Here is a 17,448-nt window from a genome sequence, read left to right on the forward strand (position 1 = left end):
TTAATCTGTAGTGACTACTGCCTGATTTATCAACAAGATTTAGCTGACGGGTAGGAGTATCAGGTAACTTTACCTTGCTCTAACAGTGCCTTTTCAATGGATTGCTGGAGCATTTTTATTTTTTGTTCCATATTGTAAGCATAATCACGGGTTTTCATCTTCTCCTGTGCCAACTCGTGACAGACATTCAGTGCCACAATAAAAACCAGTTGCTCAGTATTAGTGACTCTGGTGCGTTCTTTCAGGTTATGCAAACGCTGCTCAAGTTCCTCAGCAGCAGCTTGCAACGCTTCAACCTGCTCTGTTGGACAATTGACACGTAATGACCGCCCAAAAATCTGAATATCTACTGGTTGTGCAGACATGACACCTTCCTGATTTATTATTGTGCCGATACCTTGATGTTGATATATATCCCATATCTCTCAAATTGCGGCTTTGTTGCCAGAGCTGTAATTTGAAATCTATTGGGTATAAAGTAAATTATGGTATAAAACAAGGCCGACACCAATCATTACCGTACAATACCAAAAGCCCCTTTTTCTTCCCTTCATCTCCAAGCTGCTGCTTTTGGGCAATGTTCACTTATCCCAGTCAATTAGTTATAGATATAAAGTATCTATGTTTTGGGGATTTGTGCCCTTGCTATCACGCGGCATCTCGAAATCGATTGGGGATATATCGGTGTGTGCTGTCTGGTATAGCGACTCCCCTTGATGGTAGCATAGCATGAACTTATATCGCCAACGATGATCAATATACATGTCTATACAAAACTCATTACCTAATTATCAATCATTTGATGAAATTTTGCATCAACAGTCCGTTGCACTGACAGCAGCAGAAATGCATGGCTTAATCAGTGGGTTACTATGTAGTGGAAATCATGGCGGTAATCACGAGAGTAGTTGGCAGACACTGGTGCATGATCTTGCGAATGATGGTCTGGCATTTTCTCAAGTTTTGGCTCTGCCGCTTAGGGAATTGTACGAAACGACGTTTGAATTGCTGGATGACAGTAGTTTCTCGTTCCATCTGTTGCTTCCTGATGAAGAAGCGGGGGTTTTTGAATGTGCAGAAGCGTTGGCGGGATGGGTCAACCACTTTCTGCTCGGATTGGGCGTAGCCAATCCTAAATTGACAAAAAATAAAGAAATTCAGGAAGTTATCACCGATTTACGTAACATCGGCATGTTGGGCTATGATGAAGATGAAGATCAGGAAGAACTCTCTCAAGCCCTTGAAGAAGTACTGGAATATGTCCGTGTTGCCGTTCAACTCTGTTATATCGCGTTTGCGACACCTAAAGCCGCAGGCAGTGCAAAAAATGAAAAACCAACATTGCACTGATTGGTGGTATTCACCCTATAAATTTCAAGCCTTGAAAGATAAGGGGTATCCCAACTAACAATATGGAATTGCAGGAGAGGGTATGACTAAACAAGAATATTTATCCCGTCGTCAGGCGCTATTGTCAAAAATGGCGCCAGCCAGTGCGGCCATTATTTTTTCGGCCCCGCTTGCGACACGTAATTCAGATAGTGAATATCCCTACCGTCAGCACAGTGATTTTCTGTATCTGACCGGGTTCAGTGAACCGGAAGCGGTTTTGATACTGATCAAAAGCGATGAAACCCACAATCACAGTGTGTTATTTAATCGTGTTCGCGATTTGACTGCGGAAATTTGGTTTGGTCGTCGTCTTGGACAAGAAGCTGCATTGGAAAAATTGGGGGTGGATCGCGCCTTACCATTTGATGATCTCGATGAACAACTCTATTTATTATTGAATGGCTTGGAAGTGGTTTATCACGCCCAAGGAGAATTTGAGTACGCCGATAACATCGTCTTTAGTGCGTTGGATAAATTGCGCAAAAACAGCCGCCGTAACGTCAAGGCACCAACGATCATGGCAGATTGGCGCCCGTGGCTGCATGAAATGCGTCTGTTTAAGTCAGACGCTGAATTAGAAATCATGCGCAAAGCGGGGGAAATCAGTGCCCAGGCGCATATCAGGGCGATGCAGGCTTGCCGTCCTGGTATGTTTGAATACCAGCTTGAAGCCGAAATTCACCACGAATTTACCCGTCAGGGTGCGCGTTATCCTGCTTATAACACGATAGTTGGCGCGGGAGATAACGCTTGTATTCTGCATTACACTGAAAATGAACGTCGCATGAAAGATGGCGATTTAGTGTTAATCGATGCGGGGTGTGAATATGCGGGATATGCTGGCGACATTACACGGACATTTCCGGTAAATGGCAAATTTACGCGCCCTCAACGTGAAATCTATGACATTGTGCTGGAAGCCATCAACCTTTCCCTGGAACTGTACAGACCCGGTGTCACTATCAGCGAGGTCACGGGACAGGTTGTACGAGTCATGGTGAAGGGGTTGGTAAGATTAGGCATTATGCATGGTGAAGTCGAACAATTGATCGAAACTAATGCTTACCGTCAATTTTTCATGCATGGTTTGAGTCACTGGTTGGGGCTGGATGTGCATGATGTTGGCGATTACGGTGTTGATCGCGATCGTATTTTGCAACCTGGCATGGTGCTGACTGTAGAGCCGGGGCTTTACATTGCACCCGATGCGGATGTCCCGCCGGAATACCGTGGTATCGGTATTCGTATTGAAGATGACATTGTGATAACGGAAACAGGAAATGAAAACCTGACTGAATCTGTCGTGAAAGATCCCGATGAGATAGAAGCTCTGATGGCACAGTAAGGTTAAAGTAATCAGGAAGTGATAATGAACGTGATTATTGTGGGCGGAGGAATGACGGGAGCGACATTGGCTCTGACTATTGCCTCGCTGAGTCGGGGGCACTTGCAAGTCTCCTTGATTGAAGCAGCAGAACCTACCAGGGAACATCCTGGGTTTGATGCAAGGGCTATAGCCTTGGCTTATGGTACATGTCAGCGCTTGCATCAGGTCGGTATTTGGCCTGCACTGCAACATTGTGTTACCCCAATAACTCACGTTCATGTCAGCGACCGTGGTAATAGCGGTTTCACCAACATTCGCGCCAGCGACTATGATATCTCGGCATTAGGCAATGTGATTGAATTGCATGATGCTGGAATTCATCTTTTTGAGTTATTAAAACAATCTCCAAATATTAAACTTTACTGTCCGGCTACAGTGAATTCCATTGAGCGTTTAGAAAATTCTGTAGTGGTTTCGCTGAATAATGGCGAAAAGCTGACAGGAGAATTACTGGTCGCTGCGGATGGTAGTCACTCTGCGATAGCCCAGGCGTGTAATATCCCCTTTCAACGGCGATCTTATGAACAGACAGCCATTATTGCCAATGTGCTGACTTCTGAACATCCTCAAGGAAGGGCATTCGAGCGTTTTACCAAACATGGCCCATTAGCGTTGTTACCTATGTCGGAAGGGCGTAGTTCACTGGTATGGTGTCACCCACTGGAAAAACAGTCAGACGTCAATAACTGGAGCCAGCATGAATTTCTCCAACAGCTGCAAAAAGCATTTGGCTGGCGTTTGGGAAAAATGCTGGAAACCGGTCAACGACATAGTTATCCCTTAGCATTATCGACCGCCAGCAGCCAAATTAGCCACCGTCTGGCGTTGGTAGGCAATGCTTCCCAAACTTTGCATCCGATTGCCGGACAGGGCTTTAACTTAGGGATGCGTGATGTGATGGCTTTGGCACAAGTCATTTCAATAGCGGCCACCTCTGGACAGGATATTGGCTCTTATCAGGTACTGGCACAGTATCAGCAACAGCGTCAGGCAGATCGTGAAACGACCATTGGACTCACGGACGGGCTGGTCAGGTTATTCGCTAATGACTACTTACCGTTAAAAATAGGGCGTAATCTTGGCTTGAAGACAATGGAAAGATTATCCCCAATGCGGGATCTCTTTGCCCGCCAGACATTAGGTTGGGTTGCACAGTCACCATTGGCAGATTAAGAGGAAAGAAAAAATGCAATCATTTGATGTGGTGATCGCAGGGGGCGGAATGGTTGGCCTTGCGCTGGCTTGTGGTTTACAAGGTAGTGGCTTGCGCATCGCGATTGTAGAAGAGCACCCACCGACAAAGCCATTTGGTGTCAATGATGAATATGCGTTACGTGTTTCAGCCATCAATGCAGCCAGTGAACGATTACTCACTCACCTTGGTGTCTGGCAAGATATTCTTGCAATGCGAGCCAGTCCTTATCAGGGAATGGAAGTTTGGGAGCGGGACAGTTTCGGGCGTATTCAGTTTAATGTGGTGGAAAATGGCCTGCCTCACCTGGGGCATATCATCGAAAACGGTGTGATCCGGCAAGCGCTCTGGCAACGTGCGGAAAATTTGCCAGATGTCATGATCTTCACCCCATCTTCCCTTAAGCATGTTGCCTGGGGAGAAAACGAAGCCTTTATCACGTTATCTGATGGAAGAATGCTGACTTCACGCTTGGTCATTGGTGCAGACGGTGCCCACTCTTGGTTGCGTCAACATGCAGATATTCCGCTGACTTTCTGGGATTATGAACACCATGCCTTGGTCGCGACAATTCGGACTGAGCAGCCTCATGAAGGTGTTGCACGTCAGGTTTTCCACGGTGATGGAATACTGGCTTTCCTGCCACTGCCAGATCCTCACTTATGTTCGATTGTATGGTCACAGCCGGCTGAATCTGCGCAACAGCGCAAATCTATGGGATTGACACTGTTTAATCGGCAATTAAGCGCGACATTTGATATGCGTCTTGGTCAATGCGAACTGATCAGTGATCGACAAACTATCCCATTGACGGGGCGTTATGCCCGTAATTTTGCTGCTCATCGATTGGCGCTATTAGGTGATGCGGCACACACTATCCATCCACTGGCTGGTCAGGGCGTTAATCTTGGATTTATGGATGTGGCAGAACTGATAGGTGAATTGAGCCGCTTAAACCAGCAAGGAAAAGACATCGGTCAATATCTCTATTTGGGACGTTATGAACGTCGCCGTAAACACAGTGCTGCGGTCATGCTTGCAGGTATGCAGGGTTTTCGTCAGTTATTTGATGGCAATAATCCCGCTAAAAAATTATTGCGTGGAATTGGATTAACACTGGCTGATCACTTACCGGGAATGAAGCCACAATTGCTTCGTCATGCCATGGGACTCAATGACCTTCCTGATTGGCTGATCGCCCAAACCGCTTCGGTTGAAAAAATCTAATTCAGCCCATGAATTAGAATTAGTTTTTCTCATATCAGGCTAAGGTGTGTTAAGTCGATTTACTTCACACTTTAGCCTTTTTTCAATCTAAAAAGATTGTTTTTTTGCCATTTGTTAAAAATTTTGAGTATTTTTGTGCAATAAATCAGACAAAAATTCTGCATGGCAATCCGTGCCATTTCGAATTGCTGCGGCAATGCAGCTAATTTATTTTATGGTTCATTTCCTATTTCAGTGATAACTTCTGATCCCAAGGTATCGTTTGCGTGATTAACCGCTTCTTTGCTTCATGATCCAACACCTGCCGGTTAATGCGCCGTATGTTTTTTCAGGTCACGAATGTTTTCATGTCAAGAATGTAAAGAGGGAAATAATGTCAAAACACACCCCACTATATGATCAACATCTGGCATGCGGAGCACGCATGGTAGATTTTCATGGCTGGATGATGCCCCTGCACTATGGTTCACAAATTGACGAACATCATACAGTGCGTGCTGATGCTGGTATGTTCGACGTTTCCCATATGACAATTGTGGATCTACACGGTCCAGATTGTCGTGATTTTCTCCGTTATCTTCTCGCCAATGACATTGCCAAACTCACCGAACAGGGCAAGGCGCTATATACCGCAATGCTAAATGCATCTGGCGGCGTCATTGATGACCTGATTGTCTATTTTTTCACTGATAATTTTTATCGCATGGTTGTGAATTCGGCGACCCGCGAGAAAGACCTGGCATGGATTTACCAACATGCTGAGAAATATGACGTTGAAATTACCGTGCGTGATGATTTGGCTCTGATTGCTGTCCAGGGGCCAAACGCGCAAGCTAAAGTGCAATCATTGCTAAGTGATGCACAGAAGCAAGCGGTAACGAGTATGAAACCTTTCTTTGGCCTCCAGTCGGGAAATTTGTTTATTGCAACGACGGGTTATACCGGTGAAGCAGGTTATGAAATTGCACTGCCCAAAGAACAAGCGGCAGATTTTTGGCAACAGTTGTTAGCAGTAGGCGTGAAACCGACTGGATTGGGGGCGCGTGACACATTGCGTCTTGAAGCGGGCATGAACCTTTATGGTCAAGAAATGGATGAAACTATTTCACCGTTGGCCGCCAACATGGGATGGACAATTGCCTGGAAACCGGAAGATCGTCACTTCATAGGTCGTGAGGCATTGGAAAGACAACGCGAAACCGGTACTGATCAGTTGGTTGGGCTGGTCATGCGTGAAAAGGGAGTATTGCGTGGTGGCTTAACGGTCAACTTCACTGATGATTCCGGTGAAATGCGTTCTGGCGTGATTACCAGTGGAACATTCTCCCCAACCTTAGGATTTAGTATAGCCCTTGCACGTGTACCGCAAGGTATTGGTGAACAGGCGGTTGTCCAGATCCGTAATCGAGAAATGCCCGTACAGGTTGTTAAACCGGGCTTTGTGCGGATGGGAAAACCACTTGTAGAGTGATAAAAACAAGGAGAAGGCAACGATGAGTCATGTACCAGCAGAATTGAAATATACAGAATCACATGAGTGGGTTCGCTCGGAAGGCAATGGTGAATATACCGTAGGTATTACCGAACATGCCCAGAAGTTATTGGGAGATATGGTATTTGTTGATTTGCCTGAAATAGGCACAGAGGTAAATAGTGGTGATGATTGTGCTGTTGTAGAGTCAGTCAAAGCGGCTTCTGATATCTACGCACCAGTGGGTGGTAAGATTATCGCTGTTAACCCTGATCTGGAAAATTCTCCCGAATTAGTGAACAGTGAACCCTATAACGAAGGTTGGTTGTTCCGCGTTAAAATAGCTGATGAGAGTGAACTCGCTAATTTGCTTGATGCCGAAAGTTATCGGTCACTCTTGGAAGAAGACGAGTAATTATTTTGAATCGCCCCATATCACATTGTGAATGGGGCTTTTTTTTGAAAGATAAAAGGCATAGCGAGTTTCAGGAAATTATCATCAATGACTCAGACATTAATCCAACTTGAACATCAAGGTGAATTCATTCGTCGCCACATTGGTTCTTCTGCTGAACAACAAACAGAGATGCTGGCGATAGTAGGTGCAAATTCTCTTGATGATCTGACCGATAAAATCGTTCCCCGTGATATCGCATTATCAGAGCCTCCTGCGCTTGGTGAGGGAGTGACTGAACAACAGGCTTTGACTGAATTGAAAGCGATAGCGAATCAGAATCAGCGCTATCAATCGTATATTGGTATGGGGTATTCACCCGCCATTCTTCCCCCTGTTATTCTGCGTAATTTGCTGGAAAATCCGGGTTGGTATACCGCGTATACCCCTTATCAACCGGAAGTTTCTCAAGGCCGATTAGAAGCCTTGCTGAACTTTCAGCAAGTCACCATTGACCTGACAGATTTAGATCTTGCCTCAGCTTCACTACTGGATGAAGCAACAGCTGCCGCAGAAGCGATGGCAATGGCAAAACGGATCAGCAAGCTGAAAAGCGCTGAACGTTTCTTTGTGGCAGATGATATTCATCCACAAACGTTAGATGTAGTACATACCCGTGCTGAAACATTTGGATTTGAAGTCATTGTTGATAAAGCAGAAAAAGTACTGGAACTAGAAGGGATCTTTGGTGTCCTGCTGCAACAAACAGGCACGACGGGTGAAGTCCATGATTACAGCGACCTGATTGCAAAACTGAAAGAGCGTAAAATCATTGTCAGCGTTGCCGCGGATTTCATGGCATTGGTTATATTGACCGCGCCGGGTAAACAAGGTGCCGATATTGTATTTGGTTCTGCACAGCGTTTTGGTGTACCGATGGGATATGGCGGTCCTCATGCTGCCTTCTTTGCGTGCAGAGATGAATTCAAACGTTCTATGCCGGGCCGTATTATCGGTGTTTCCCGTGATGCTGCGGGTAACAGAGCATTACGTATGGCGATGCAGACCCGCGAACAGCATATTCGCCGTGAAAAAGCGAATTCCAATATTTGTACCTCGCAAGTTTTACTGGCCAATATTGCGGGAATGTACGCTGTTTATCACGGTTCTGAAGGTTTGAAGCGCATTGCCAACCGTATTCACCGATTGACAGATATTCTGGCTGTTGGTTTGCAAAAGGCGGGTATCACACTACGTCATAAGACATGGTTTGATACATTAGCGATTGAAGTGTCAGATAAGGCTCAGGTACTGGCAAGAGCGGCTAAAGCACAGATTAACTTACGTACTGATATTCTTGGTGCTGTCGGTGTATCCTTGAGTGAAAAAACCAGCCGTGATGATTTGTTAACCCTGTATCAAGTGATAACAGGTTCTGATTCAGTCCTGGATATTGATGCTCTTGATTGTGAAGTTGCGACAGGCAGCCAATCTATTCCAGCCGCCATGTTGCGTAATGACGAAATTTTAACACATGATAATTTCCGTCGTTATCACAGCGAAACTGACATGATGCGTTATATGCACAGTCTGGAGCGTAAAGATCTGGCGCTGAATCAAGCCATGATCCCGTTGGGTTCATGTACCATGAAGCTGAATGCAGCCGCGGAGATCATGCCGATTACCTGGCCTGAATTTACCGATATGCATCCTTTTTGCCCGCCAGAACAAGCGCAGGGTTATCACCAGATGATCGGCCAGCTTTCCCATTGGCTAGTATTGCTGACGGGATATGACGCATTCTGTATGCAGCCTAATTCTGGCGCACAAGGAGAATATGCTGGCCTGCTGGCAATTCGTCGCTATTACGCCAGCCGTGGAGAACAACATCGCCATATTTGCTTAATCCCAAGCTCTGCGCATGGTACAAACCCGGCTTCTGCTCATATGGCGGGTATGACGGTGATTGTTGTGAACTGTGATAAAGAAGGCAACATCGATCTGGCTGATTTGCGTGAAAAAGCAGAAAAACACAGTGACAATCTTGCTTGTATCATGGTGACTTATCCATCAACTCACGGTGTTTATGAAGAAACCATCCGTGAGATTTGCGAAATTATTCACCAAAACGGTGGTCAGGTTTACCTTGATGGCGCGAACATGAACGCACAAGTGGGTATTACTACACCGGGCTTTATTGGCGCAGATGTGTCGCATCTGAACCTGCATAAAACCTTCTGTATCCCACACGGCGGTGGTGGCCCAGGCATGGGGCCAATTGGCGTGAAAAAACATCTTGCGCCATTTGTGCCGGGCCATTCCGTAGTGGAAATGGATGAAGTTACGACATTAGGTGCGGTATCCGCAGCACCATTTGGCAGTGCATCTATCCTGCCGATTAGCTGGATGTATATTCGCATGATGGGCGCAAAAGGGTTGAAACAAGCCAGCCAGGTTGCGATCCTGAATGCCAACTACATTGCAAGCCGCCTGAAAGGGGCTTATGAGATCCTCTATACCGGACGTAATGGTTATGTTGCTCACGAATGTATTCTGGACATTCGTCCACTGAAAGAAGAATTCGGCATCAGCGAGATGGATATCGCCAAGCGTTTGATTGATTACGGTTTCCATGCACCAACCATGTCATTCCCGGTTGCGGGAACTCTGATGGTTGAACCAACGGAATCAGAGAGTAAAGTTGAAATTGATCGCTTTATTGACGCAATGCTGGCAATTCGGCAAGAGATCAGCAAAGTAGCAAGTGGTGAATGGCCTTTGGAAGACAACCCATTGGTCAATGCGCCACACGTTCAGACTGAACTGGTTTCTGATTGGGATCATGCATATAGCCGTGAAATTGCCGTTTTCCCAACTGCGGAAACGAAAGCCAATAAATACTGGCCGACGGTTAAACGTCTTGATGATGTTTACGGTGATCGTAATTTACATTGCTCTTGTGCGCCAATTGAAGATTATCGTTAGTTATAAATAAATTAACGAGACTCAACAAAAGCAGTGTCAGGAAATATTTCTGACACTGCTTTTTTATCAATCTTGGGTTCACATAATAAGTGCAATTTCTAAGAAAGATGTTCAGTATCGAGCTTCCTCCCTATTTACAGAATCGCAAAGTATCAGATCTAATCTGGACTAATACAACTTATATCTTCAAATCGAAAAAAACAATTTAAATCTACGCGATTACGACATTGTTATTCTTAAACAAAGCTGAGATTAATTAATTTGTTAATTTCAGGAAAGTATAAATATTTATTAATTCTGATGAATTAAAAGTGATCGCTTAATATATACGCTGTTGTGTATATGTCAAAACGAAAAATAGCGGGAATGTTGTTGCTTTATTCCACTGTGTTTATGTTAAAAAATATTAGAATTGCTAATGTAATATATTTAAATTAATAAAATAATTTAATGTATTTATGCGTTCGTTTCGTCATTAAAAACTTAAAATACCAGACGGGGTGAATCTGACAACGTGAGCTTCGCTTAAGAAAGGAGATAAGAAAGAATCTTAAAGCTGCCAGTTTTACCTGACAGCTTGATTTAGAGGATTAGAAAAAGCGAAAAATTATTTCAACCAGCCTTTTTCTTTTGCGGCTTCCAATTGTAGCAGCAGGTATTTCCATAGTTCAGGATAACTTTCGGAAACAAAGTGGAGCAGGTTGTAAACTTGCTCAAAGCGAATATTATTTTCGACCCAGCTCTGTCCTTGGTTATGCAGGTTCATAAATACCGGCATAATTCTATCAAGGGTTTTAGCAAAACGCGCTTCCGGCGTGATGGCATCTTCGTATTCGTGCCACAGTTCCAGAAAATATTTTCTCTGGGTTTCCGGCAGTAAGCCAAAAATACGGTTAGCCGCTTTCACTTCATGTTCGTGAATGGCTTCACGGGCAGCCAGATCGAACGCGATAACATCACCCGTATCGATCTCAACAATGTCATGAATCAAAGCCATCTGCATGACGCGGCTAATATCCACATCTCCGGCATAAGGCGCAAAACCAAGCACAGCAATGGCAAAATGCCAGCTATGTTCAGCGGAGTTTTCATGGCGCGTATTATTCAATAACTTGGTCTTGCGATGGACATATTTTAATTGATCCAGTTCCATAAGAAACGCAATGACATCGGTAAAAGGGCCGAAATCAACAGGAGGTACAGCTAATGACATAAAAAAACCTCAATAGTTATTTTTCTTCGTCTAGTGAATAAGGCAATGTTTGAATGGTAAGAATACTACCTTCATCATCGCGGATACGAAATACGCTCCCTGCTTCCATATCATTATTCATGACCACTTGCACCCAGATTGAGCCATCAACCAGTTTGACTGCCGCCAATACTGAACCGGTTCGACGCCATTTCTCGCCCAATTGCCATTCCAAATCATCGCCAACAGCAGGCAGGGAAGTGGCATTACCTGCCAGCCAGTACATGGCTCGCTTGTTTGCCCCACGATATTTGGCTCTGGCTACCATTTCCTGACCGGTATAACAGCCTTTCTTGAAGCAGATACTATTTTCGATTGCTTGCAGGTTGGTGGCTTGTGGAATAAATTGTGCACTGCTGGCAGCATCAATCACTGGGAACCCGGCTTCAATTTCCAACGCCAGCCATTGCTGGCTGTCATTCAACTGCGGTTGACATGCTGCGATTAACGTTTCGGTTAATTTAGCGGCAGTTGTGTTATCCGTGACGATAAGGAAACGTTCAGCGGGAAGGGCAAAGTGGAGGAGGGTGGTAGCTTCGTGTTGGATAACAGGAGATTCGGTATCAGGCAGGGTTGGAAAGAGGATAGTCAGCGCTTCCCTGCTCTCTGTGCCAGCGACACCGAGCAAGATATTTGCTTCATCTTTGGCAAGTGTTACTTTGGAAAACACAGCATATTTTTTCAATTCGGTTAATTGGGTTTCCAACAATGAACGGCGTTCAATATAGGCAAAACCTTCACCACGCTGAAACAGACGTAAGTTACTCCACATCTTGCCTTTGGCATCACAATGGGCAGTTAACACATGCTGGTTATCATTCAGTGAGGTAAGATCGGCTGTAATCTGACCTTGCAGATACTTTTTCGCATCAGCGCCAATAGCTGTCACTATCCCCCAATCATCAAGGGAAATTAAAGTTAGTGGTAGTGTTGCAGAAGGGGATGGATATTGTGCAGAAAACGGAGTTTGGTAAGTCATAACAGCTCCTGCCAGTCAATTAACTAAGAAATAGTGCTAATGGTAAAAGAGAAGTGGCTTGATGCAAAGGAGTTATTGGGAATAACGCATACATTGCCAATCTATTGCGATACGCTTCGCATCTTGTCGATATATCTTGTGATTCCACCGATGCAGATGATGAAAAACAGGCCAGAATCGTTAATAATCTTATTACCGTCTTAATGGCACGAATGAAAATGATAAAGAGGCTTTTTAAACATGGACATTGATAATAAAGCACGTATTCACTGGGCATGTCGTCGTGGAATGCGTGAACTGGATATTTCTATCATGCCATTTTTTGAATATGAATATGATTCATTGGGGGATGATGACAAACGGATTTTCGTTCGTTTGCTGGAGTGTCCAGATCCCGATCTTTTCAATTGGCTCATGAATCATGGACGGCCCGAAGATGATGAACTGTACCATATGGTGAAATTGATCCAGAGCAGAAACCAAGCCCGTGGTCCTGTGGAACAATAAATTAAAGACGTCTCGCCATACTCGCCTGTTTTCCACGGGCGTGCATGGTGCAGCCGCAATTGCTGCTTTACTGGCACCCTGGCCGATTAACAGTATTTGTTTTTGGCTTCCATTTTTCTGGTTTTCACTGCTTGCCATCATTATAGGCAGTTGGGCATGGAGCCAGAAAAATATTCGGCAATGTCAGGGCAGGTTGGTACTGTTCAAAGGCAACAAAGTGCATTGGCAAAAAGCTGCCTGGCGCATCGCCCAGCCACCGTGGTTTCATCGCTATGGTATGGTGGTTATGCTCCATGCATTTAGTCAGGCAGAAAATATGCGCTACTCACCGCCAGTTCGGTTATGGATAGCATCAGACAGTATGTCGCCCGCGGCCTGGCGTCATTTGAATCAATTGATGCGCCAGTACCCTGGACGGTGATGATGGCTAAAACAGCGCTTCCATTTCAGTCAATATCTGCATGCACCATTCGCTTAAACGTTCATCTGTTTGTTCGAATTGGTTCACATCATCCAGAGCCAGCCCGACAAAATGTTTGCCATCTTCGGACAGCGGTTTCGGGCTGCTAAATTCATAACCCTCTGTTGGCCAAAACCCTATAAACTGTACACCCGTTGGTAGCAGATGGTGATACAGCATTCCCAATGCATCCAGAAACCACTCGCCATAATCGATCTGATCGCCCATTCCATACATAGCAACGATTTTTCCGGCCAGATCTAACGAGGGGAGTTGATCCCAAATAGTCAGCCAATCCTCCTGTAATTCGCCGAAATCCCAGGTAGGGATACCGAGGATCAGGACAGAATATTCTTCCATCAAGCGGGGATCACAATCCTTGACATCATGTAGTTCGATCAGATCTTCACCGAGTATATCGCGTATTTTTTCTGCTACCATTTCTGTATAGCAGGTACTGGAGCCGTAAAAGAGACCAATTTTCATCATTAATTATCAGGGAATTTCGAATATCAAGATCGGTATTGTAACAGAATAATTGCTTTTTCAGGCATAATAGCCCGATTGGAAGGCACAGATAGGCAGACAGAAAGGAGGAATAAAGAGAAATAATGCCAAAAAAACATAACCTATTAGATAACCACCCATCAGCTAATCCCCTGATAGAGCAATTTCTCGATACCATCTGGCTGGAAAAAGATCTGGCCGAAAACACCCTGACTTCTTATCGGCTTGATTTACAAGCTTTGAACAATTGGTTGGTGCATTATGGTCATGATTTACTTTCAGTGCAGTCGATAGAATTACAATCATTTTTGGCTGAGCGAGTGGATGGTGGTTATAAAGCCAGTAGTTCAGCCCGATTGTTGAGCGCAATGCGACGATTGTTTCAGTATCTATATCGTGAAAGAATGCGGGAAGATGATCCAACAGCATTATTATCTGCACCTAAATTGCCTAAACGTCTGCCTAAGGACTTAAGTGAAAAACAAGTTGAAGATTTACTTAACGCGCCTTTAGTTGACCAACCAATTGAATTGCGGGATAAGGCTATGCTGGAGGTGCTTTATGCTTGCGGATTGCGGGTTTCAGAACTGGTTGGCCTGACCTTATCTGATGTGAGCTTACGTCAGGGAGTGGTCAGAATTGTGGGTAAGGGAAATAAGGAAAGATTGGTTCCTTTGGGAGAAGAGGCTGTTTATTGGCTGGAAAAATATCTGGAATATGGACGCCCGTGGTTATTGAATGGTTCTGTATCTGATGTATTTTTCCCCAGTAAGCGGGGAACACAGATGACACGCCAGACGTTCTGGCATCGGATCAAACACTATGCTGTATTGGCAAGCATTGATGCTGAACGTTTGTCACCTCATGTCTTACGCCATGCTTTTGCAACACATTTACTTAATCATGGTGCAGACTTACGTGTTGTGCAGATGTTATTAGGCCATAGTGACCTCTCCACAACCCAGATTTACACCCATGTAGCCACCGAACGTCTCAAAGTGCTGCATCAACAACATCACCCCCGTGGGTAGCTGCGGATTAGGTGAAAAATAAAGGAACGAATAATGAAGAAGATCGCGTTTTGCCTTTCATTACTGTTGACTGCTATTGCCAGCAATGCCTTTGCTGATGAGAGTGCTATCAATAACACACTGTCTAAAATGGGAATTAAGGCAGATAGTATCACTCCATCACCACTACCAAGTGTGAGTTCAATTCTAACCGAGCATGGCATTATTTATATGTCTGATGATGGTAAGTACTTGTTACAGGGGCCACTTTATGATGTTAGTGGCAAAGTACCCAAAAATATCAGCAACCAAGTTTTGGTTAAAAAATTGGAGGCTTTGAAAAATCAAATGATTATTTACAAAGCGCCAAAAGAAAAACATGTTGTTACTGTTTTTACTGATATTACCTGTGGTTATTGCCATAAATTGCATGAGAGTATGCAAGAATACAACGAATTGGGGATTACTGTCCGTTATCTGGCGTTCCCTCGTTATGGTTTGCAACACCAGTCAGCTAAAGATATGCAGTCTATTTGGTGCAGTGCAACACCGAATAAGTCACTGAACGCTGCTTTCAAAGGCGAAAATATTTCCCCAATTAAAGAGTGTAAGGCAGATATTGCTAAACAATATCAGTTAGGCTTGCAATTTGGTGTTCAGGGCACACCGGCGATCGTCCTAAAAGATGGCAGTGTGCTCGGTGGTTATTTGTCACCGAAAGATTTACTGGCTGCGTTGGAACATCATGGCGACTAATTGAAATCGTTCATGTTCCCATTCAGTAAATATAAAAACTTGTGAATAAAAAATCAGTGAATAAGAAACTGTGAGTAGAGAAATACAACTCCGCCGCCGACTGGTGGCGGACCCTGGCCATCTTCCCAACAATATCCATCCGTTATTGCGCCGTTTATATGCTATGCGTGGCATACGTCAAGCAGATGAACTGGAGCGTAGTGCAAAGGGACTTCTCAATTACCAATCCCTCAATGGTATTGAGCAGGCTGTTGCCTTGTTGGTCACTGCATTACATGAACATTGGCATATCGTGATTGTTGGCGATTTTGATGCAGATGGAGCAACCAGTACCGCTTTGAGTATCCGCGCTTTGCGGGCAATGGGATATCGCAACCTTGATTATCTTGTGCCAAACCGTTTTGAAGATGGTTATGGATTAAGCATTCAGGTGGTTGATGAAGTTATCAAAAGAAGCGCGGATCTGATTATTACCGTGGATAATGGGATCTCATCCCATGATGGTGTCGCTGCGGCACATCAACATGGCATCAAAGTGATCGTCACTGATCACCATTTACCGGGCGAAACACTGCCAGCCGCAGATGCCATTATCAATCCTAATTTAGCTGACTGCGTTTTCCCTTCTAAGGCCTTAGCAGGGGTTGGTGTTACATTTTATCTGATGTCTGCACTCAGGGCTGAATTGCGCAAACTGGCATGGTTTGAGCAACAAGGTATTCCATTACCCAATTTGGCGGAGCTGCTGGATTTAGTGGCATTAGGTACAGTGGCTGACGTGGTTCCCCTTGATACCAATAATCGCATTCTGGTATATCAAGGACTCAATCGCATTCGGGCAGGGCGTTGCTGTGCGGGAATACGGGCGCTGCTCGAAGTTTCCAAACGGGAAGCGACAAAATTGGCCGCCAGTGATTTGGGGTTTGCGTTGGGGCCACGATTAAATGCCGCCGGACGTCTGGATGATATGTCCGTTGGGGTGGCATTATTACTGACTGATGACATGGCGCAAGCCCGTCAGATTGCTTGCGAGTTGGATGGCCTGAACCAAACCCGTCGGGAAATCGAACAAGGTATGCAGCAGGAGGCCTTGCAAATTTGCGATAAAATCGAGCGAACGCATACCCAACTACCTTACGGATTAGCCATTTACCATCCCGAATGGCATCAGGGAGTTGTGGGTATTTTAGCATCACGTATTAAAGAGCGTTTTCATCGCCCAGTCATTGCTTTTGCTCCGGCGGGGGATGGCACTTTGAAAGGCTCAGGGCGTTCCGTAAATGGCTTACATATGCGAGATGCACTTGAACGTCTTGATACTCTGCACCCAGGACTGATGTTGAAATTTGGTGGTCATGCGATGGCAGCGGGATTGTCGATTGAACAAGACAAATTTGACCTCTTTCAGCGCTATTTCTCCGAACTGGTAGCAGACTGGATGGATATAGCTCAACTTGAAGGGGTGATCTGGAGCGACGGTGAATTAGCATTGGAAGAATTATCGCTGGAAGTTGCTGAAATTCTGCGTGATGGTGGCCCGTGGGGGCAGGCATTTGCGGAACCGGTTTTTGACGGCAAATTCAAGCTACTGCAACAGCGCATCGTGGGTGAAAAGCACCTGAAAGTCATGCTTGAACCCTTAAATGGTGGGCCAATGTTAGATGGCATTGCATTTAATATTGATGTCAGTTGCTGGCCGGATAACAGTATCAAAACGGTAGAATTAGCTTATAAATTGGATATTAACGAATTTCGTGGTAATCGCGATGTTCAGCTTTTGATCCAGCATATTTGGCCCTATTGAATGAACTTAGCTTTTCGAGTTGCATTTAAAAGATGAAGGCTATAAACCCCTTGATAGATCCGTTACAATGCACGGTTCGAAAATATCCATGCGACCATCATTTATTCATAATACACAACGTATAA

Annotated in this window: 16 protein-coding genes; 12 read left to right on the plus strand and 4 right to left on the minus strand. The window is 44.8% G+C overall.

Annotated features, from left to right (window positions below; translation table 11 throughout):
- Positions 1-59: 59 nt before the first annotated feature.
- Positions 60-365 (minus strand): cell division protein ZapA, encoded by a 306-nt coding sequence (zapA, locus tag IQ209_RS07795; protein ID WP_193850567.1) that lies wholly within the window; start codon positions 363-365, stop codon positions 60-62.
- Between the two features lie 397 nt (positions 366-762).
- On the opposite strand from zapA, the gene IQ209_RS07800 reads away from it, so the two are divergent.
- The 7 genes from IQ209_RS07800 (at position 763) to gcvP (ending at position 10,048) form a co-directional block, all read left to right on the plus strand.
- Positions 763-1,350: a YecA family protein gene (locus tag IQ209_RS07800; RefSeq protein WP_193850569.1), complete on the plus strand. Its 588-nt coding sequence runs from the start codon at positions 763-765 to the stop codon at positions 1,348-1,350.
- Between the two features lie 82 nt (positions 1,351-1,432).
- Positions 1,433-2,737: a Xaa-Pro aminopeptidase gene (pepP, locus tag IQ209_RS07805; RefSeq protein WP_193850571.1), complete on the plus strand. Its 1,305-nt coding sequence runs from the start codon at positions 1,433-1,435 to the stop codon at positions 2,735-2,737.
- Positions 2,738-2,761: 24 nt separating this feature from the next.
- Entirely contained in the window at positions 2,762-3,952 is a 1,191-nt protein-coding gene (gene ubiH / locus IQ209_RS07810; protein WP_193850573.1) for a 2-octaprenyl-6-methoxyphenyl hydroxylase, read from the plus strand.
- Positions 3,953-3,965: 13 nt separating this feature from the next.
- A complete protein-coding gene (ubiI, locus tag IQ209_RS07815) occupies positions 3,966-5,198 on the plus strand; it encodes an FAD-dependent 2-octaprenylphenol hydroxylase (protein ID WP_193850574.1) in 1,233 nt (410 codons plus the stop codon).
- A 373-nt stretch (positions 5,199-5,571) separates the two neighbouring features.
- Entirely contained in the window at positions 5,572-6,669 is a 1,098-nt protein-coding gene (gene gcvT / locus IQ209_RS07820) for a glycine cleavage system aminomethyltransferase GcvT (RefSeq protein WP_193850576.1), read from the plus strand.
- 22 nt (positions 6,670-6,691) lie between these two features.
- Positions 6,692-7,084, plus strand: coding sequence for a glycine cleavage system protein GcvH (gene gcvH, locus IQ209_RS07825; protein WP_193850578.1), 393 nt, complete (start codon positions 6,692-6,694; stop codon positions 7,082-7,084).
- A gap of 87 nt (positions 7,085-7,171) precedes the next feature.
- Positions 7,172-10,048: an aminomethyl-transferring glycine dehydrogenase gene (gene gcvP, locus IQ209_RS07830; protein WP_193850580.1), complete on the plus strand. Its 2,877-nt coding sequence runs from the start codon at positions 7,172-7,174 to the stop codon at positions 10,046-10,048.
- Between the two features lie 607 nt (positions 10,049-10,655).
- Here gcvP and IQ209_RS07835 read toward each other — a convergent pair.
- Both IQ209_RS07835 and ygfZ read right to left on the minus strand, forming a co-directional pair.
- Positions 10,656-11,261, minus strand: a complete 606-nt coding sequence (locus IQ209_RS07835) for an HD domain-containing protein (RefSeq protein ID WP_193850582.1) — start codon at positions 11,259-11,261, stop codon at positions 10,656-10,658.
- Positions 11,262-11,277: 16 nt separating this feature from the next.
- Entirely contained in the window at positions 11,278-12,279 is a 1,002-nt protein-coding gene (ygfZ, locus tag IQ209_RS07840; RefSeq protein ID WP_193850584.1) for a tRNA-modifying protein YgfZ, read from the minus strand.
- Between the two features lie 240 nt (positions 12,280-12,519).
- Here ygfZ and sdhE point away from each other — a divergent pair, with 240 nt between their 5' ends.
- Positions 12,520-12,786 carry an FAD assembly factor SdhE gene (gene sdhE, locus IQ209_RS07845; RefSeq protein ID WP_099131649.1) on the plus strand — a complete coding sequence of 89 codons (267 nt, stop codon included), beginning with the start codon at positions 12,520-12,522 and terminating at the stop codon, positions 12,784-12,786.
- Positions 12,767-13,207, plus strand: a complete 441-nt coding sequence (locus IQ209_RS07850) for a protein YgfX (protein WP_193850586.1) — start codon at positions 12,767-12,769, stop codon at positions 13,205-13,207. Before sdhE ends, IQ209_RS07850 begins: the two co-directional genes overlap by 20 nt.
- Positions 13,208-13,213: 6 nt before the next feature.
- Here IQ209_RS07850 and fldB read toward each other — a convergent pair whose 3' ends face one another.
- A complete protein-coding gene (fldB, locus tag IQ209_RS07855) occupies positions 13,214-13,732 on the minus strand; it encodes a flavodoxin FldB (protein ID WP_193850687.1) in 519 nt (172 codons plus the stop codon).
- A 125-nt stretch (positions 13,733-13,857) separates the two neighbouring features.
- Between fldB and xerD the strand changes: the two genes are divergently transcribed.
- The 3 genes from xerD (at position 13,858) to recJ (ending at position 17,323) form a co-directional block, all read left to right on the plus strand.
- A complete protein-coding gene (xerD, locus tag IQ209_RS07860; protein WP_193850588.1) occupies positions 13,858-14,784 on the plus strand; it encodes a site-specific tyrosine recombinase XerD in 927 nt (308 codons plus the stop codon).
- Between the two features lie 33 nt (positions 14,785-14,817).
- On the plus strand, positions 14,818-15,519 hold the full coding sequence (dsbC, locus tag IQ209_RS07865; protein WP_193850590.1) for a bifunctional protein-disulfide isomerase/oxidoreductase DsbC: 702 nt from the start codon (positions 14,818-14,820) through the stop codon (positions 15,517-15,519).
- Between the two features lie 70 nt (positions 15,520-15,589).
- Complete coding sequence (recJ, locus tag IQ209_RS07870; protein ID WP_193850593.1) at positions 15,590-17,323, plus strand: single-stranded-DNA-specific exonuclease RecJ; 1,734 nt, start codon at positions 15,590-15,592, stop codon at positions 17,321-17,323.
- Positions 17,324-17,448: the final 125 nt, after the last annotated feature.

This window comes from Xenorhabdus sp. BG5, from assembly GCF_015163665.1.
Classification (GTDB): Bacteria; Pseudomonadota; Gammaproteobacteria; order Enterobacterales; family Enterobacteriaceae; genus Xenorhabdus.